Annotated in this window: 17 protein-coding genes; 3 read left to right on the top strand and 14 right to left on the bottom strand. The window is 50.4% G+C overall.

The genetic code is table 11. The annotated features are described in order from the left end of the window. Positions 1-212 precede the first annotated feature (212 nt). Complete coding sequence (locus tag EIZ37_RS07060) at positions 213-698, top strand: DinB family protein (RefSeq protein ID WP_134683887.1); 486 nt, start codon at positions 213-215, stop codon at positions 696-698. On the opposite strand, the gene EIZ37_RS07055 is transcribed toward EIZ37_RS07060, so the two are convergent. Continuing rightward, positions 668-2239 carry an AMP-binding protein gene (locus tag EIZ37_RS07055; protein ID WP_205683806.1) on the bottom strand — a complete coding sequence of 524 codons (1572 nt, stop codon included), beginning with the start codon at positions 2237-2239 and terminating at the stop codon, positions 668-670. The two genes, EIZ37_RS07060 and EIZ37_RS07055, sit on opposite strands and share 31 nt — an antisense overlap. Further along, positions 2236-3087: an SDR family NAD(P)-dependent oxidoreductase gene (locus EIZ37_RS07050; RefSeq protein WP_134683886.1), complete on the bottom strand. Its 852-nt coding sequence runs from the start codon at positions 3085-3087 to the stop codon at positions 2236-2238. The genes EIZ37_RS07055 and EIZ37_RS07050 overlap by 4 nt, the downstream gene beginning before the upstream one ends. Before the next feature lie 123 nt (positions 3088-3210). Between EIZ37_RS07050 and EIZ37_RS07045 the strand changes: the two genes are divergently transcribed. Further along, complete coding sequence (locus tag EIZ37_RS07045) at positions 3211-4686, top strand: protein adenylyltransferase SelO (protein WP_134683885.1); 1476 nt, start codon at positions 3211-3213, stop codon at positions 4684-4686. A 118-nt stretch (positions 4687-4804) separates the two neighbouring features. Here the strand turns inward: EIZ37_RS07045 and EIZ37_RS07040 are convergent, their stop codons facing one another. From EIZ37_RS07040 to EIZ37_RS06985, 12 genes are all read right to left on the bottom strand, one after another. Next, on the bottom strand, positions 4805-5611 hold the full coding sequence (locus EIZ37_RS07040; RefSeq protein WP_134683884.1) for a hypothetical protein: 807 nt from the start codon (positions 5609-5611) through the stop codon (positions 4805-4807). Positions 5612-5745: 134 nt separating this feature from the next. Then, on the bottom strand, positions 5746-7506 hold the full coding sequence (locus EIZ37_RS07035) for an aromatic amino acid hydroxylase (protein WP_134683883.1): 1761 nt from the start codon (positions 7504-7506) through the stop codon (positions 5746-5748). Positions 7507-7654: 148 nt separating this feature from the next. Further along, positions 7655-8551, bottom strand: a complete 897-nt coding sequence (locus EIZ37_RS07030) for a hypothetical protein (RefSeq protein ID WP_134683882.1) — start codon at positions 8549-8551, stop codon at positions 7655-7657. An 85-nt stretch (positions 8552-8636) separates the two neighbouring features. Continuing rightward, positions 8637-9290 (bottom strand): thiamine phosphate synthase, encoded by a 654-nt coding sequence (gene thiE, locus EIZ37_RS07025; protein ID WP_134683881.1) that lies wholly within the window; start codon positions 9288-9290, stop codon positions 8637-8639. After that, entirely contained in the window at positions 9287-9916 is a 630-nt protein-coding gene (gene thiE, locus EIZ37_RS07020; RefSeq protein ID WP_134683880.1) for a thiamine phosphate synthase, read from the bottom strand. Before thiE (EIZ37_RS07020) ends, thiE (EIZ37_RS07025) begins: the two co-directional genes overlap by 4 nt. A 2-nt stretch (positions 9917-9918) precedes the next feature. Further along, complete coding sequence (locus tag EIZ37_RS07015) at positions 9919-10260, bottom strand: hypothetical protein (RefSeq protein WP_134683879.1); 342 nt, start codon at positions 10258-10260, stop codon at positions 9919-9921. A gap of 298 nt (positions 10261-10558) precedes the next feature. Beyond that, positions 10559-11149 carry a GNAT family N-acetyltransferase gene (locus tag EIZ37_RS07010; protein WP_134683878.1) on the bottom strand — a complete coding sequence of 197 codons (591 nt, stop codon included), beginning with the start codon at positions 11147-11149 and terminating at the stop codon, positions 10559-10561. A gap of 70 nt (positions 11150-11219) precedes the next feature. Beyond that, complete coding sequence (locus EIZ37_RS07005) at positions 11220-12746, bottom strand: tripartite tricarboxylate transporter permease (protein WP_134683877.1); 1527 nt, start codon at positions 12744-12746, stop codon at positions 11220-11222. Positions 12747-12759: 13 nt separating this feature from the next. Continuing rightward, positions 12760-13218 (bottom strand): tripartite tricarboxylate transporter TctB family protein, encoded by a 459-nt coding sequence (locus EIZ37_RS07000; protein WP_134683876.1) that lies wholly within the window; start codon positions 13216-13218, stop codon positions 12760-12762. Between the two features lie 69 nt (positions 13219-13287). Further along, positions 13288-14328, bottom strand: coding sequence for a tripartite tricarboxylate transporter substrate binding protein (locus EIZ37_RS06995; RefSeq protein ID WP_134683875.1), 1041 nt, complete (start codon positions 14326-14328; stop codon positions 13288-13290). Between the two features lie 138 nt (positions 14329-14466). Next, on the bottom strand, positions 14467-15168 hold the full coding sequence (locus EIZ37_RS06990; RefSeq protein WP_134683874.1) for a response regulator: 702 nt from the start codon (positions 15166-15168) through the stop codon (positions 14467-14469). Next, positions 15165-16772, bottom strand: coding sequence for an ATP-binding protein (locus EIZ37_RS06985; protein WP_134683873.1), 1608 nt, complete (start codon positions 16770-16772; stop codon positions 15165-15167). Before EIZ37_RS06985 ends, EIZ37_RS06990 begins: the two co-directional genes overlap by 4 nt. A 152-nt stretch (positions 16773-16924) precedes the next feature. Between EIZ37_RS06985 and EIZ37_RS06980 the strand changes: the two genes are divergently transcribed. Beyond that, a complete protein-coding gene (locus EIZ37_RS06980; protein WP_134683872.1) occupies positions 16925-18688 on the top strand; it encodes a UbiD family decarboxylase in 1764 nt (587 codons plus the stop codon). The last annotated feature ends 7 nt before the right edge of the window (positions 18689-18695 follow it).

Below are 18695 nucleotides of genomic sequence, written 5' to 3'. Positions count from 1 at the left end.
CGAATGAATTTGACATAAAATTTATTATGGTAACTTCTCGGCATCCGCATCCGTCTTGTATAAAACTATCCTGGATCGCAATCGAGAAGAAACCCGTTGAATGATTGCTTGTTATGATGGATCTATCATCCCTTCCACTGATCATGATCAAATTTCACCCTACTGTTCATGTTGCCTATTTTCAAGATTGAAGCAAAAGGAGTGTTTAACCCATGGCCGATCTGCAAATCATCCAAACATTCAAGGATCACTTACAACACTACACAGAAGAACAACTGCGGTACAAACCCGCCGATGACAGCTGGTCTCTCTGTCAACTGTACTGCCACTTGATTGACGTGTCTTTGGAATATCTCGAAAAAATGGAAGCTTGTGCAAAAGGCGATACGGAGCAACCACTCGGTAAGACACAAGCCGGAGAGCTGGTATTCTCACTCGGAGCCTTTCCGCCCATTAAAATAAAACTGCCTGCCCTGCCCGAAAACACTCCCAGCAATACGGAAGCGATAGCGTCACTCGACGCGGGACTAAAACAAGTTCAGCAAATGATGGCGGAATGGTCCGATAAGGTGGCTACGGTACATCCAAACGGGAAAGCGAAGCATAACGGCTTTGGGTGGTTGAATGCCCAAGAGTGGTATGATCTCGTAACCATGCATTTTCAACATCATCTGCGCCAAAAAGAAGAACTGGAGTAAGCGCTTCGGGAAAGCAGCTTTTTATCCTTTTTCCCCAAGGAAGTATAGGGCAGCCGGTCGACGAAGATGATTTCTTTCGGCATCTGATAACGTGCCAATTGAGCGTGCAGCCATTGCACAAGCTCTCCACGTGTCGTATCGGTATCAGGAACCAGGACGACAAACGCTTTTAACCGTTGACCATAATGCTCGTCTGGAACCCCAATCACCCCCACATCGTCCACTTGTGGATGCGTGAGCAAGATTTGTTCCACTTCGAACGGGTACACATTTTCGCCTCCCGAAACGATCATGCTGTCCGCCCTTCCGCACAAAAAGTAATACCCTTGCCGATCTCGATAGCCCAAATCACCCGTTTCGATCCAGTCTGCAGCCCGTTTCCGCCATGACCACCTGTTTTTTATGCAAAGCTGACCGATCCTCCCGCATTCAACTTCCTGTTTATTTTCGTCCAGGATTTGTAAGCGAACGCCCTTTATTTTTCTGCCGATTGTATGCAGCGCGCAATTCAAATCGTCCGGCGTGGCGATGGTAATCAATCCTGCTTCCGATGTGCCATACAGATTGTACAACACCCCTCCCAATTGGTTCACAGTCTCTTTTACCAATTTGGAATTTATTTCAGCGCCTCCTGAAGCTATGCATTTCAGCGATTTCAAATCGAAGGGGCTTGTTTGTAACATCCGCTGCAGCATCAGAGGAACAACGGTGACGACATCAACCTGTTGCTCTCGAATCAATCGGCATGCTTTTTGGGCGTCAAATCCGGACTGAATCACGATTTTCTTGCCTAACGCGCAAAACAAGAGCAGTACCGCCACTCCATACCCGTGATAAATTGGCGTCGCGATGTAGGCCGTGTGTCTATGTAACACGTTCAATCGGGTAACAAACGCGCAAAAAGGATCCAAATAATGGAACAGCGAAGGATAATGAGCTGCTTCTTTTACGTTTCCTGTGGTGCCGCCCGTGAGAAGCACTAGTCTGCCTGAGGAAGTCATGCGCCTGCGCTGTATCACTCGCATTGACGAGAAAAGGAAGTTGTTGATTGCCGGTAATGTATGGTGATAACTGTACACAGTGGCTCCCGAAAAGGAAGAGTGCTGCACCATTTCGCTTCGCTCCTCGTCATGGATCAAGAGGTCAAATGCATGGCGTGCAAGGATGTTATTCAGTTGTATCTGGCCCATGTCTACGTTCAGGAGATACAGATCGGCCCCCGTCCATGAAACCGCAAAAATGGCCTTCACCAAGGAAGCATGATTTTTGCAGATGACGCCCACCTTTTTGCCGCTCCCCAGTTGGAATTGTTCGCCCAAAAGGACACCGAGCTTTTCGGATTGTACAAATAATTGATGGTAGGTCAAGCTTTCCCGCTCATCTTTCAGCCCGATATTGTCCCTATACATTTTTGCGGAAAATGCAAGCAGCGCCATGAGATTGATACCGTATGTACAAATCGAATAAAGCAACCGAAAACAGGCAACAGGCGAAAACAGTCCAATCTGGCATAAAACATGGAATAATCGAAACAGCTTCATGGGAGATCCCCTTTTTTGCGTATCATATACGGCAGTGCATGATCCCAAACCCCTCGAAACAGAATGGAGGCCAATTGCCCGAAAACGAGCCACCATGGCTGATAGGTTTTCCGTTTGGTGTAGATGGATTTGGCTATCCATTTTGCCGCCTGCTGCGGAGACATGGCGGGCCATTTTGCATAAGCGGCGGTCGGCAAAATCATCGGCGTACGCACTAATGGGAAATAGATCGAGGTGGTGGAAATCCCCATCCTGTTAAGTTCAGGAGCGGCGGATCGAAACCATGCGTCAAACGCAGCCTTTGATGCCTGATAAGCTGCCCAATGCGGGACAGGGAGCAGCAGCGCATTGACCGTCGAGACATTGACGATGTGTCCTTGCTTTTTTTCAAGGAGTGGTATCATAGAAAGCAACAACTGGACCGGTGCACAATAATTGATCGCCATTGTGCGAGTGAAATCATGATAGCGATCCAGGGATTCCGTAATCGAGCGTTTGATGGAGTGACCAGCATTGCAGACAATTATGTCCACTCCGCTTGGAAGCTGATGAAGCCTGTCCGTTAACACCTTCAGATCATTCTCCTCTCGCAGGTCAGCCCCGAATATACTTACTTTGGCGTTTTTCCTTTCGATTTCTTGCTTCATGGCCAAAAGCTTTTCCCGTCGTCTCGCTACCAGAATCAAATGAACGGGCAGCTCTGCCAGTAAATAAGCAAGCTGTTCCCCAATTCCGGAACTGGCACCGGTTATGAGGATTGTCTTCTTTTCTAATTCAAGCCAAAGCTTCTTTTGGTTCAATAATGTCGGCGGGAATAAGAGGTATTCCCATAGCATCAAGTTTTTCATAGGGCCCCTTTCTCTTCCCGAAGGACAATCATGCTGGATTTATTTTCATGTTTCGCTTTGTTGTATTAGAATGTAGGGAAAGAAAAAACTAAAACCGAAAAAGCCAAAGATAAAGGAGAACCGATGACCGAGAACAGCACAATACAAAAAATCGGATGGAACTTTGACAATAGTTATTCACGTCTGCCAGAGCTCTTTTTTTCCAAACAAAATCCCACCCCTGTACAGGCACCAAAGCTGAGCATTGTAAATGCTCCCTTGGCGGCCTCCCTGGGCTTGAACCCCGAGACGCTGCAAGACGAAAACGGCGTGGCTGTGCTCGCGGGCAACCAAATTCCCGAAGGCGCTTTTCCTCTCGCCCAAGCCTATGCAGGGCATCAATTCGGTCATTTTACCATGCTGGGGGATGGCCGGGCAGTGCTGCTTGGCGAACAGATTACTCCCGCCGGTGAGCGAGTGGATATTCAGCTGAAAGGTTCAGGCAGAACACCCTACTCGCGCCGAGGGGACGGTCGAGCGGCACTGGGGCCGATGCTGCGTGAATACATCATCAGCGAAGCTATGCATGCTCTGGGAATTCCCACCACCCGCAGCCTTGCAGTGGTGACAACCGGTGAGACCATCATGCGTGAGACCGACCTGCCAGGTGCCGTACTGACTCGTGTGGCAGCGAGTCATTTGCGTGTCGGTACCTTTCAATTCGCCGCCAGATGGGGCACTATCGAAGATCTGCGTGCGCTTGCGGACTACACCTTGCATCGGCATTTTCCAGAAGTGGACGCGGATGACAGCCGCTACCTTTCCCTGCTGCGGGAAGTCATCAAGCGCCAAGCCTCACTGATCGCCAAATGGCAGCTCGTGGGCTTTATTCACGGGGTCATGAACACGGACAACATGGCGATCAGCGGTGAGACCATCGACTACGGCCCATGCGCTTTCATGGATACCTATGATCCGGCAACTGTATTCAGTTCCATTGATGTTCAAGGCCGCTATGCCTATGGCAATCAGCCTGTGATTGGATTGTGGAATCTCACAAGATTCGCGGAAGCCCTGCTGCCGTTGCTCCATGATGATGAGGATCAGGCAGTCGCATTGGCCGAGGATGCGTTAGCGCAGTTCAACAAAATGCTGTACCGGCACTGGATCACAGGGATGAAGGCAAAACTGGGTATCGTTAATGAAGAAGAACAGGATGAGTCTCTGATTAAAGACCTGCTTACGATGATGCAAAAATATCGTGCGGATTACACCAATACGTTCCGCGCATTGACGTTTGGCAAGCCCGAGGAAACCGCCCTGTTTGGAACCGATGAATTTGCCCAGTGGCATACGAATTGGCAAGCCAGACTAGAAAGACAGCCGGAATCAAAGGAATCCGTTCACGAGCTGATGCGCAGCAACAATCCCGCCGTCATCCCTCGCAACTACCGAGTGGAAGAAGCCTTGGATGCAGCGGTGGAACACGGAGACTACAGCGTGATGGAGCGCTTGCTTGATGTCCTTTCGAGACCATTCGCGCATTTGCCTGAACATGCCGCGTATTGTTCCCTTCCTGATCCATCTGGGCTGCCTTACCGCACCTATTGCGGGACCTGACACCGCACCCGCCAAGAGAAATGTTTGTCAAAAAGGGCACACCCGATGCCCTTTTTTTGTTTCCTACTACTTTAAATGGTTGCTATTGTACGTGGATTGCAGTTAAAGGAGTACCAATTCATTCAAATAAGAAATCCACTACAGCGTCACACCCTGACGTTTCGATTCCGGAAACCCACTTGTAGTCTTTTCCACAAGAAACGATATAATATCCCGTTACCGGCAGTTCGTTATTCGAAATCTGTCTGATTTCTTTGTCTTTGACCAAAAATTTACTGGTTTCTTTGATTCCATAAGAGGTCATTTCTCCATCACTGATCAGGCTGTATTCTACGTACGCTTGATTTTGCAACAACGTTCGAACCTGAGCTTGATCTAACACCTCGAAGAATCTCTCCGCCTTCACAGTTCGATCATATTGCGCCCATCGATCCCCCACCTTGTTTCGTCGAATGGAGTACTCCTTCTTCTCGGGCGAAAACCTGATGCGATAATGGATGTAACCGTCTTCCGAATGGCTGACTAAGTTATAGGAGAGTCTTCTCAACTGGCCATTTTTTAGATACTCCGACCGAAAATCTTCAAGATGGGCGTCTGGATCGATCTGCATGCTGTCTTTAATCGCACTCCAATCGTGTGTGAAACTTAGCTTATACACATCCGCACTTGTCGCTGTTACCTTGCGTGGGTATTCATATATGTACTCGATAACTGCCGGAATCATCAACTGCAGAACAAAAATGGCGAATCCAAAGTATACCGCACGCTGTTTGACTCTTGAATTTTTTGCAGGTCTTACAAACATTCGAAAAACCAAAAAACCTAAAGGGACTGCAAATTCGTTTATCTGAAAAGTGAACGCTCCTAATAAAAAATATCCGACGATTTTTAATGGAAGATTCGATTCTGCATCTTCATATTTCATTCACAACATCCTTTAAATGGTAGTAAAGGAACCTTTCTCTAAATAGTAGCATATGTCACAACATTTGACCTCTCTTCTGTACGTGAAAAAGCGGCGTATCGAAATTCAGTACGCCGCTTCTCGCGATGAAACAATTACTCCTGCAAAAGGGAAAGCCCATTACGAATCAAGTCACCTGTCTCAGGATACTTCTCTGCAATCTCATGCAGTTGGCTTAGCAACCTTGCCCGTTGTTCCCCATCTTGCTGCGTGTGCAACAATTCGAAAAGCTCCAAACGCAACAGCCAATCCTCCGGCGCCAGCTGGTCAATGCGGGCACCTATCTCATTGATTTGTTGGACGAGCTCCTGTCCGGAAATATTCTGATCACGCAGGTTACGCACCCGTTGGTAGAGCGATTGCAGTTCGATTTGCTGTTTGGTATAAGTAGGCCGCTTGGCAACATGCGCAGATGGCTTGTGCGTACCGGTCGCAAAGCGATGACGGTCAGCAGCGCCTGCAAAAACGGAAACAATGCTCTCACCCACAGCCATATCGTACATGCCCCACTCCGGCTGAAACAGCACTTGATCACGGTAGGTGACCGTACAGTCGGAAAAGCCGATCAGCACGATACGTCCGTTTACTCGTTGGATGTATTGGACGTTTCCTTTCACCGTCACCCCGCTTGCAAACACAAGACGGGCAGATCGATCAACCACGAGTCCCGCTTCCTCCAGCTGTTCATCGGTAAAGGCCTCAAGCGGTGTTTCCTCAACTGCCAGACGTCCGATCGGTGATCCAAAGCCGTCCCGATGATAGTCCTTGCCATGTCCTTCCAGCTCCTGATTGTCGACCGCGAGTGCCGTAGGACCCGTTGTTTTCAAATAAATCGCATTGCCGCCGTCATCAAGCAGAATCTGCGCCAACGTTCCGCTGACTTGCAGGCCGGAGCCGTAAACACTGGTCGTAGTCTGCTTCATCCGCAGCGCCTTCTGCAGGCTTTCCGTGCCACCGCGGTTCACGGCCATCGTTTGCGCATACGCTTTCACCGCTTCGATCAGATCCATAAAATCTCGGCAGACAAAAAGCTGAGGCTGCGGCTTTGTGATGTCAAAATCGGTGTGGATGCAAGCTTCCAAGGAAAAAGGCAGCTTCTTCACCTCCGGTTTCAAGCAATTCATGCTTTCTCCCACCGATGACAGAAGACCCGCCCCATAAATTTGCGGTTGCTCCAGATCGCCAATGAGGCCATACTCCACTGTCCACCAATACAGCCTGGACAAGTGGGTTGCTTCTGAAATTTCTGTGGCCAAGGCGAGCTTTTGCTGCAACGTTTCTTCGGCTGACCGGATTTCTTCTTCCGTCGCATCCGGATCTTCTTTGACAATCGATAAATGCCGGATTGCTTCGTATACTTCGTAATCCTCCCAAGTTGACAGCGCTTTCGCCCCAATTTCACCGAAGATTTGCAAGTAGGTGCGATACGTTTCATCCTTGATGATCGGCGCATGCCCCGCCGCTTCGTGGATAATATCGGGGGCAGGCGTGTAAGCGATATGCTCATACTGGCGGATATCGCAGGCGATTGGCAGGATATTGTGCGCTTGAAAATCAAAAAAAGCCGTTCCGGGAATAAAGCCATTTACCGTGACCGCTCCCCAGCCGATCGAAGACAAGGATTGATTCATTTCACGAATATTGGGAATGCGATCGATACTGATCCCCGAGGTGCGCAGTCCTTCCAGATAAGCACCGTGAGCTCTGGTGCCTAAAAAATGGCTGTTCTGACGCATGACATATCTCCAGACGGCATGATCAATGGGTGTGTAGCGTTCATAATCCTGCTCGACGACGAACTCCTTCAAGTGAACAGGAACGGTGACCAACGGCACATCGGATTGGTTATGATGCATGCCTCAATTCCCCCTATATCCTTTGATGGAAGCGCTTTCTTTTTCATCATATCATAGCTTCCAAATACTGAAAATGTGCGCACAATTGTTTCGATTTCCATGGTTACAGCAAAGGCACCCGACCTTGATCAGATGCCTTCCCACTCATCTATTCCTTTTTTCGATTCAGCTGGCTTTCCAGCATCACATTCATTAACAAATGGTCCTGGAGGGGATCTTGTGGATCAGTCGATAGCAATGCCCCCACTGCAGCGATCGCGGAGCGCACCGTATGATACGAATAAAACGAGTCGCGTTCATCCTGATTCGACGGGGACAGGTCGGAAATATCCTGGATCGGATAAGGAAAGTCGCTTTCAACGCCAGCTCGATCCAAGACGATCAGCGCTTGCTTGATCGCAATGAGAGCAGCACTGACGCTGATTTTGAATTCTTGCCGCAAATTGTCCCACACTTGGAAAGCGGATCGTTCCAAGCGTTCTCCGTCAGCCCCTGTAATAATCCCGCTTTTTCTCCCTTCCTTCAGCAGCCAATCCACCAGAATATCTTCTCGCGGCGGAAAAGCAAACACCTGCAGCGTCAGCTCCAGTTCGGTTGGATGATCTTTCGCAAAACGGGCATGCGAAAGCGCCATTTCGTACCTTCTCGAAGGATGTCCAGGAACCGTTACAAACACGGTTTGGCCACGGATCGCAGCGATTTGCAGCTTGGTCCGAGCCGGAATACGCGCTTGCGGCGCTTTTTCCCGACGGATATTCCCTGGTATCAGCTCTTCCCCGAATTGATGGTATTCGAGCGGCGAATCGATCCAGGGAATAGGTTCTCGCGACAAGATTTCATATGTACCCGTAAAAGTGACCCATTCGCTCGGACGGCCTTGGAAACGGATCAGGATCGCATGGCGCTCCGCTTCGGGAGGGAGTTCCCCATCTGTCGGAGGAATCCTTTTATGTTCAACCAGCAAGCAATCGGACAATTGCAACCGTTGCAACAATTCACGTTTATTCACTTGTTCATAGCCAATCCGAAAGATGCGGTTTTTCATCAGCTGCCTCCTCTCAGTCTCTAGTATGGTGCAAGGCTGGACACTCCAAACACCCGAATTGGCAGGAGCTAACGTATTCATTTCCTTAGAAAAGCGCCTGAAAACGCCCTGCAGCCTCCCGTGGCGATTCCGCCTTGGTGATCGCCGAAATGATGGCAACACCGTCAGCTCCAGCTTCCAGTACCGACGGAGCATTGTCGATGGTGATGCCGCCGATGCCGACGATCGGAAGCGTAGGACCGACCGCCGCTCTGATCTCTTTCAATCCAGCTGGACCGATCGGCTCACCCGCATCTGCTTTGGATGCGGTGGCGAACATGGCCCCAACGCCAATATAATCAGCCCCTTGATCCCGTGCAAGCAATGCTTCTGCTACCGTCCCGGCGGACACGCCGATCAGCATATCGGTCGACACTAACGTACGAACCTGTGTCAATGCCATGTCTTCCTGCCCGACATGAATTCCGTCTGCTTGCAGGCGAATGGCCATCTCCACATCGTCATTGATAAAAAAGAGGGCGCCATACTCCTTGCATAATGCTTGCAGATCACCCGCCAATTGCTCGCGTTCACGATCGTTCAGCTTGCTTTTTTTATCGCGAAACTGCAGGACGCCTGCTCCTCCGGCCAGCGCTTCCCGCGCGATCTCAACCGTTTTTGCGGCAGAAAAATCACAATCCTGGCTGCCGACTACAAAATAGACACGCAGCTGTTCCGCTAAATTGTCTCCACGTTTCATTTTTCCTTCCCCTTTGCATCGAGTTCCCTGCGGTACGCTCTGGCAGCTTCTTCGGGATCCGTAGCTCCCGTTATCCCCGATAATACGGCAATCCCTGCGCAGCCCGTCCGCATCACTTCACCCGTTCGTTCCGGTGTAATCCCACCGATCGCAATCACGGGAATGTCCACCTGCTTGACAATCCGGGACAATTCATCAGTACCCCGTGCCGTCAAACCCGGCTTTGAAGCGCTGGGGTAGATGTGTCCGTACAGCAAGTAGCCTGCACCGCTTTGCGCCAAGCTTTTCGCTTCCGATAAGGAATGAATGGAACACCCCATCAATTGGTCATTATGCAATAGCTGCTTTGCCTGCGCAGGCGGCAAGCTGTGATAAGCCAGATGCACTCCCTTGCTATGTGTCACGACGGCAACATCTACACGGTCATTGACAATGATTCGTGACCTTGGTATGTATTCCGCAAGCGTTTCTACCCATTGGAGGATCTCACGGGCTGTCCGCTGCTTCTCCCGAATATGCACAAAATCGGCGCCACCTTTGAATGCGGCACGGACAATCTCAACCACTTGTTCAAGCGATTGCTTGCCGCTTGTGACCAGATGGAGGGTCTGCCTCAACTCCATCATTCTTATCCTCCCAGGGCTTGCAGGCCTTCTTGCAGCCATTGTCCATTTTTGCTTTCTTGCTCCTCTTGAGGCAAGCGTGAAAACATCTCACGCAGCAGCTTGCGCAAAAAGAAGCTTTGTGCCGTCGTGACAGAAAGTTCCACTTGCTTGGGTGGAACCGTTTCTGCTTGCAGCCGTTCGACACTGGCCAGCAATACCTGCGCCGTTTCCTCTGTGACCGCTTGTAATTCCGCTTGCTGCTTCAACTCATCGTAGCATCCGTCAAACAATCGGCAAAGGATGAGGAAGGCTTGTGTCGATAGCGTAACGGTTGAACTATGTAAAGGTTGTGTCGGTTTTGTCATTTATCTTGTCCTCCATTCCCTGGTGAGCTTTCGCTATTATATCATGGTTTTCATCTTTTACGTGATGTTGCCCATACGAAAAAACCGCTGCCATAAGCAACGGTTCTTCGCGAACGCACGTTGGAATCAACTAGCGATCGTTATTCGCACTGTTATAGTCGCGGATATTGGTGTTTTGGTCATTCTTATCCACTGTTTTTCCGCGGTTTTTGGCCATATCCTTGCTGTTGTTGTTTTTGCCCATACTCCCACCTCCTTGTCCAGTAGGTAGTGTATCCAGGCTTTTCACTTTCAACCATTACGCGTTGTCGAGCATTTCCCTCAACTTGCGGTCAACACTTGGCCACTCTTCATCAATAATGCTAAACATGACGGTATCCCGGATATATCCATCCCGCACGTGCATGTGTTTGCGCAAAACGCCTTCTTTTTGGGCACCAATCCGCGCGATCGCACGCTGCGAGTTCTCATTGCGGGCATCCGTCTTGATTTGCACCCGCAAACAGCCCAGCTGCTCAAAGCAATGACGCAAAAGCAGCCATTTGCATTCCGTATTGACCGCTGTTTTCCAGACGCTCGGAGTCAGCCATGTGCCGCCAATTTCCAAGCCTTGATCATCTCGCGAAATGTTCAAAAAGCGTGTATTGCCGACGATTTTGTTATCTTTTTTCGTGATAATGGTGAAAGGCAGATCCTTGCCTGCATCCCGTAATTGCAACAGCTTATCGACATAGCGGATTGCGTCCTCTTTTGTCTGAATGAAATCCGAAGTAAACCGCCAAATTTCCTCAAAGCGGCCCGCCTCCCAGATCCCCTCGACATGCGAGCGATCAACCGGAATCAAGCGTACGATCTTTCCTTCCAAGATTACCTCTTCCACTGACAACATGGTTTCCACCCTCTCTTCACTTGGCAAATATTTACCAAATCATAAAGAGTGGGCAGAAACCTGTCAAGCATTATCCTTCTTCATTAATGATTACTTTTTTGCCGCGCATTTTTAACAGCATCGGAATGACCAGCCAGAGCACCGCGATCACGAGGAACGTCGCCGAGATCGGCTTATTGATAAAGACCATGAAGTCTCCATTCGAAGTGGTCAATGCCCGTCTCATGTTATTCTCGATCATCGGCCCGAGCACGAGGCCCAGTACAAGCGGTGCCAATGGAAAATCGTTTTTCGCCAGGTAATAACCGGCAATCCCGCAGATCAACAGCAGAATCAAATCGAAGGTGCTTACCTGAACAGCGTATACGCCGAACACGGAGATGGCGATAATCATAGGCAGCAGGTATTGGCTTGGCGTATCAATAATTTTTGCAAACACTTTCACCAGCGGCATGTTCAACAGCAAGAGCATCACGTTGCCGATAAACATGCTGGCAATCAAGCCCCAAGCCACTTGCGGGTGATCGGAAAAGAGCAGCGGACCTGGTTGGACGTTGTACATCAGCAGGGCACCCATCAGGATCGCGGTCGTACCGGAGCCAGGGATCCCCAGCGTCAAAAGCGGAACCATCGCGCCGCCGGAAGCACCGTTATTTGCGGACTCTGGACCGGCAACGCCTTCGATCGCGCCCTTTCCGAAACGTTCTGGATGTTTGCTCAGCTTTTTCTCCATGATGTAGGAAAAGAAAGATGCTAGTGTTGCCCCAGCACCGGGAAGCACCCCGATGAAGAAGCCAAGCACGGAGCCGCGAGCGATTGGAGCCGCACTGTCCTTCAAATCTTGACGCGTCGGCAGGACACGTCCCACGCGGATGATATCCTGTGCCCCCCCGTTGTCTTCCATGATCGTCTTAAATACTTCTCCCAGTGCGAAAAGACCTACAGCTATCGTTAAAAATTCAAGTCCTTGGTACAAATCCGGGATGTCAAAGGTAAACCGCGAGACCCCAGAGACACTGTCGATCCCGATCGTGGCCAACAGCAGACCGAAGATGGTCATAATGAGTGCTTTTGTCATAGACTTGCCGCCAAGACCACTCACGGCGCACAGCCCTAACACCATCAGAGAAAAATACTCGGCTGGCCCAAAGGAAAGTGCAACTTCCGCCAAAGGCTGTGCCAAAAAGACAAGCGCGATCAATGCGACCAGACCCGCAAAGAAAGAACCGATCGCCGCGATGGACAAGGCCGACCCAGCCCGTCCTTGTTTCGCCATCTGATAACCGTCCAACGTGGTTACCACCGAGGAGGATTCTCCCGGTGTATTCAACAAAATGGACGTGGTCGATCCACCGTACATGGCACCGTAATAAACACCTGCCAACAGGATGATGGCACTCGCTGCCGCTTCCTCAGGGGAGGACCCGCTCGTCAAAGAAGAAGTAACAGGAAGCAACAAGGCCACTCCACTCATTGGTCCAATCCCCGGAAGGACACCTACAGCCGTACCGATCAATACACCGATAAACGCATACAGGAGATTATGCCATTGGAGGGCTAACAGAAAGCCATCGCTCAAATATTGTAATGCTGACATGTTGTACCCTCCCTTACAGGCCAAACCAGGTTGGCCAACCTGGCAGCGAGCCCTCTAAAATTTCTACGTACAGGCCGTATACCGCACCCGTGAAAAGTACGGCAACGAGAGCCGATTTCCACCATGTTTTGTTCCCCATCACCTGAAAACCTACAAATAAGAAGATAGAAGTGCTGATGATATAGCCGATATCCTCCAGGAAGAAGGCGTACAATAATGTCGCAAACACCATGATCAAGAAACGCTTGAGATTATGAGGGGCCTCCTCTTTTTCCTTTTGCTGATAACTGCGCGTCTCAAACATCAATCTGGCGCTGAGAAGAATTAAGATGATCCCCAAAATGAGCGGAAACAGATTCGGCCCCACCTGACTACCATACGCGCTTTCCGCGATGGTTCTGCTGCTGACTACAAAAAAAGCGCCAATCGCTGCGAAGACAACACTCGCATAACGGTCAAACGTCTTGTTCATCTTTCTCTCCCCTCCTACAATAGAAGTGTTTGGAAACAAGGAAGGAGAGGGAAGCCCTCTCCTCGTTCCTTACTTGGCCATCCCGAGAGATGCCAGAAGCTCTTTCACCAATTTGTCTTGTTCATCGAGGAAGGCGGTGAAGGCAGCTGAGTCTTTGTATTCACTTTCCCATGCATTCGCAGCCAGTTCCTTTTTCCATGCTTCCGACTCGGAAAGCGCTTTTAATTTTTCGTCCCAATATTTTTTGGCATCAGCTGGCATATCTGCTGGACCAAAGATACCGCGCCAAATCGTGAAATCTGCATCGATTCCTTGCTCTTTTACTGTTGGCACATCTTTCAAATCGCCGCCAAGTCTTTCTGCCGAAGTCACGCCCAGTACGCGGACTTTTCCAGCTTTCAAGTATTCGCCCACGCTGGAAGCATCGGTCGCAATCATGTCTGCGTTGCCGCCAAGCAGTGCAGCGATCGCCTCGCCGCCGCCATCATAAGATACGTACTTCACGCTTTTCGGATCGATGCCATATTTCGCTGCAGGAAGCACTGCGATCAAGTGGTCCATGGAACCTGGCGCCGAACCGCCCGCTACGGTAATGGAGCTTGGATCCGCTTTGATCGCATCCAGCAAACCTTTCAGATCTTTATAGGGTGAATCCGCTTTCACAACCAAAGCGCCGAAATCTTTCGTCAATTGCGCCAAAGGCGTTACTTCACGGTAGCCAAACGGGCTGTTTCCTTCTTTTTTGTTATTGTTGATCAAAATCGGAGGAGAGCTTACAAACAGCTTGTAGGCATTTCCCTTATCCTTGGTCGCATATTCGGAAAGGAAAACGACACCGCCGCCGCCGGGTTTGTTCTCTACCGTGATGGTCTGATCCACCAGCTTCGCTTCCATCAATACTTTGCTGACAGAGCGTGCGGTTTTATCCCAGCCGCCGCCTGCACCGGACGGAGCTACCATGATCAATGGTTTTTCCGGGTAAGTGGAGCCGCCGGAAGTGCTTGCGGTTTGCGATTGGCTGCCGCCAGCATTTCCGCCGCCGCCGCCACAGGCAGTCAGGCTAAGCAGTACGAAAGTCGATAAGGCCATGAGCAAACTTTTCTTTTTCATCTCGATTTCCCCCTTTTTTGAAAGCGCATTCATCTTTGTGAGATAAAGGTATCATGTTGCTTTGAGGAAATATAGTTTTTGCACATAAGCCTTATTAGTGACATTTCGCACATTTTGTTCATAAAGTTCACATGTTCGTCACACTTTCGGCAAGCTTTTGTATTTCCGCTCTGGCCGTCCCACTGTGCCATAGACCAAATCTGCGCGGACGTGACCGATCTCCACCAAATATTCCAGATAACGCCGGGCTGTCGTTCTGCTGGCGCCAATCATTTTTCCTAATTCTTCGGCGGTAATCCCCTGTTCGTCATACTGATCCAACGCTGCGGTTACCTTGTCCAACGTTAATTGGTCAATCCCCTTCGGCATATACATAGCTGCTTCTTTTTGCTTCGCCGGCTGAAATCCCCGTCCCATCAAGCGGTCGATCTCTTCCTGCTCGACGGTGCCTGTTTTTGCTTTTTGCCAAAAATATGACCGATAGCTTTCCATGCGTTCACGGAATCTCTCGAAGATCAACGGTTTGACGATATAGTCATACACGCCGCCGCGCATCGCTTCATAGACCATCTCGATTTCTTTGGCAGCGGTGATCATGACGATGTCCACATCCCGATAATGCTGGCGGATATGCCATACCAGATCGATCCCCTGCATGTCCGGCAAATAGACGTCAAGCAGGATGAGATCCGGCTGACTGACGCTGAGCAGCTCTTTCGCTTCTGCGCCATTTGTAGCCGTGGCAATGACCGAGAAGCCTTCGATTCGTTCCAAAAACTTGCGGTTGATATCGATAATCCGCAGATCATCCTCAACGATAAAAACCTCGATTTTTCTCATTTCGTCCCTTTTCCTCCCTTTGGAATGGAAATGGTAAACAAAGCTCCTCCGAGTTCACTTTCCCCGACAAGAATGTATCCGCCCATTTCCTCGACCATCGTCTTTACCTTTGCCAAACCGATACCCCGGTCGTCCCCCGATTTTGTGGAAAATCCGTACTGAAAAATCTGTTCCTTCAACGCTTCCTGCACGCCATTTCCGGAGTCCTCTACTTCGATCAGCACGTCTTCTCCCCGATCGGACAAGTAGCACTCTACCCGCTTTTCCTCCGATTTGGCGGCCCCGACCGCTTCAAATGCATTCTGTATGAGATTTCCCATTATGATGAGAATCTGCTGCCGGTCAATCGCCAGGGGTAATTGGCCCAATTGGCTGTCTGACTGCACGGCAAAGTCGATTTTCAGTTCCCTTGCCCGGTTATGCATCCCGATAAGCATAGCCCCAATCAGCGGATCCGGGATCTGCTTGGCCAGGAATCCGATAAATTCTTGCTGGGACGATGTCTCGGTCGTAATCAGTTCAATCGCTTCCTGGATCGATCCCAGCTGCAGCAAGCCCGAGATGGTATAAAGCAGGTTGTGAAACTCATGCGTTTGCGCTCGCAGTGCTTCTCCATACCGCTTTGCTTGTGACAGCTCTTCCGTCAATCGATCCAGCTCGGACTTGGTCCGGAAGCTGCTCACGACCCCGATCACTTGTCCATCGACTTTGATCGGGACTCGGTTGGCCAGGATTTCTTTTCCTGCGATGGTCGATTCACGATCCAGCTGCTGTTCGCCTGTCTTGAGCACTTCCTCCATTTTCGTATCCGGAATCCACTCGACAATCGGATGATTGAGAATGGCATCTTTTGAAGGCAGCCCCAAAATGTTGGTCGCGGCCTTATTCGCCATCGTGATCCGCCCATGACGGTTGATCGCAATGATTCCCTCGCGGACGGATTCCAGGATTGCATTGCGCTCCACAAATAACGCCCCGATTTCTTCCGGCTCCAAGCCAAAGATGGCGCGTTTCAGCCGTCTGCTCAACCAAATGGCTCCGAGAATGCCGAACAGAACCGACACGATGACGACAAAGATGACCTTTTCCCGGTATTCCGCGATGGCTGAAGAGATGTCCTCGAGCAGGAACCCGACAGACACGATTCCAATGACTTTGCCCGTATCGTCAAAAATGGGAACCTTCCCGCGCAGAGATGGCCCCAGACTGCCGACGGCCTTGGAGACGTAGGATTTCCCATGGAGAAGGGCGAGATCGTTATCGCCCCCCACCATGGACTTCCCGATGCGGCTTGGCACCGGATGAGCGTATCGGATCCCGTTTTTATCGCCGATCACGACATATTCGGCTTCCGTTTGTATGCGTACCGTCTCCGCGATCGGCTGCAGGATCGCAGATGGATTGTTCGTATACATGGCTCCCTTCACCTGCGGCATGGTTGCCACGATTTTGGCGACTTGGAGCGCCCTCTTTCCTACCTGTTCTTCAATCGAATTCGCTATGATGGTATAAAAAATCATGCCAATGGCCCCAATAATCCCGACTATGAGAAAGGTTAAGAGCAGAATCATTCTGCTTTGCAGTGTCAAACGTTTATGCCTCATTCCCTCAGACCCTCCCTTCCATCGATAAAGCGCATACATAATAGTTACATACTAGCTCATCGAATGCCCATAAGAAAAGAAAAACTAGAAGTAGTGAGAGTGTTCGTGTAGAGTAGAAGGGATGAAATGTATGACAGAGGTGACTTTTTCGTATGCATACTAATTTACGTTCCTTCATCGAGCAGCTGCGTCGTGAAGGACAGCTTACTGTGATAGAAGCACCGGTCGATCCACACCTCGAGCTGGCGGAAATCCACCGCCGCGTGATTGCCGAAGAAGGCCCGGCCCTGTTGTTTACCAATGTGAAGGGGAAATCCTTTCCCGTCGTGACCAATTTATTCGGGACCGTGGAACGCGTAAATATGGCGTTTGGTCCAAAGCCGGAGGAGACTGTTCGTCAACTGGTGCATGGCTTGGACAAGCTGATGCCACCCAAGCTCTCCGCTCTGTGGGAGATGCGCGAGCCGTTACTGAATGTAGCGCGTACCGGAACGAAAACCGTACCTGGCTCACGCGCCCCGGTCACCCAAATCTCTACCACGGATGTGGACATCACCCAATTGCCTGCGCTGACCAGCTGGCATCTGGATGGCGGTCCTTTTGTGACATTACCGCTGGTCTACACCGAGCATCCGGATACAAAAGAGCATAATCTGGGCATGTACCGGATTCAACTGTACGATAAACAAACCACCGGGATCCATTGGCAAATCCAAAAAGGCGGCGGGTTCCATTATTATGAAGCAGAACGGCGCAATCAGGCGCTGCCTGTCACACTTACGATCGGCGGCCCACCGGCTCTGATCGTCTCTGCCATTGCTCCGCTTCCGGAAATGGTACCAGAGCTCGTCTTCGCTTCTCTGCTCATGGGCGATAAACTGGCCATGACAGAGGTCGCGAATCACCCGCATAAGATCGTGGCTGAAGCTGAATTTGTGTTTGGCGGCATCGTGCCTCCTCATGAACGCCGCCCTGAAGGTCCCTTTGGCGACCATTTCGGCTATTATTCCTGGGCTCACGATTTCCCTGTTTTTCATATCAAGCAGATGTGGCACCGAAAAGACGCGATCTATCCGGCGACAGTCGTCGGAAAACCACGGCAGGAAGATTTTTATATCGGCGATTACATGCAGAGCCTCCTGTCCCCGCTCTTCCCTGTCGTCATGCCTGGTTTGAAATCGCTGTGGACGTATGGGGAAACCGGATTCCATGCACTTGCTGGCGCGGTAGTGCGGGAAAGCTACTATCGGGAAGCGATGGCCCATGCTTTCCGGATCATGGGCGAGGGACAGCTTACCTTGACGAAATTCCTGATGCTGACCGATGTGCCGACCGACCTGTCGCAATTTTCGCAGCTGCTGGAGACGGTATTAGCTCGCTTCCAGCCTGAACGTGATTTGCTGATCGTCAATGATACTTCCAATGATACGCTCGACTATACCGGACGCAAGCTGAATCACGGCAGCAAGGGTATCATGCTCGGAATTGGCGAACCTGTCAGAGAACTTCCTCGTGAATATCGCGGCGGGACGATTCCTGGCATCAAGGATGCAAAAGCCTATTGCGGCGGTTGTCTGGTCATCAGCGGTCCGTCATACGAAGAGCATCCCGAATTTGCGGAAACGCTGGTTTCTTACGTGAATGAACATCTCCAGGAATGGCCGATGATCTGCCTGGTCGATGATGCATCCATCGCGCAATCGCAAAGCAGTTTCCTCTGGACGGTCTTTACCCGGTTCGACCCAGCCCATGATCTGTATGCCAAGTCGTCCATTGTGCGCAACAAGATTCGCTACGAAGGACCTCTGCTGATCGATGCGCGGATGAAGCCGTTTTATCCAGATGAAGTCGAGACCCATCCAGACATCGATCGTCTGGTATCGGAACGCTGGCGCGAATATTTTCCTCATAAATAAATGACCT

Source organism: Brevibacillus migulae (genome assembly GCF_004521915.1).
Classification (GTDB): domain Bacteria; phylum Bacillota; class Bacilli; order Brevibacillales; family Brevibacillaceae; genus Brevibacillus_F; species Brevibacillus_F migulae.
Note: the sequence above shows the minus strand (reverse complement) of the source record. Positions and strands in the feature narration are given on the sequence as shown.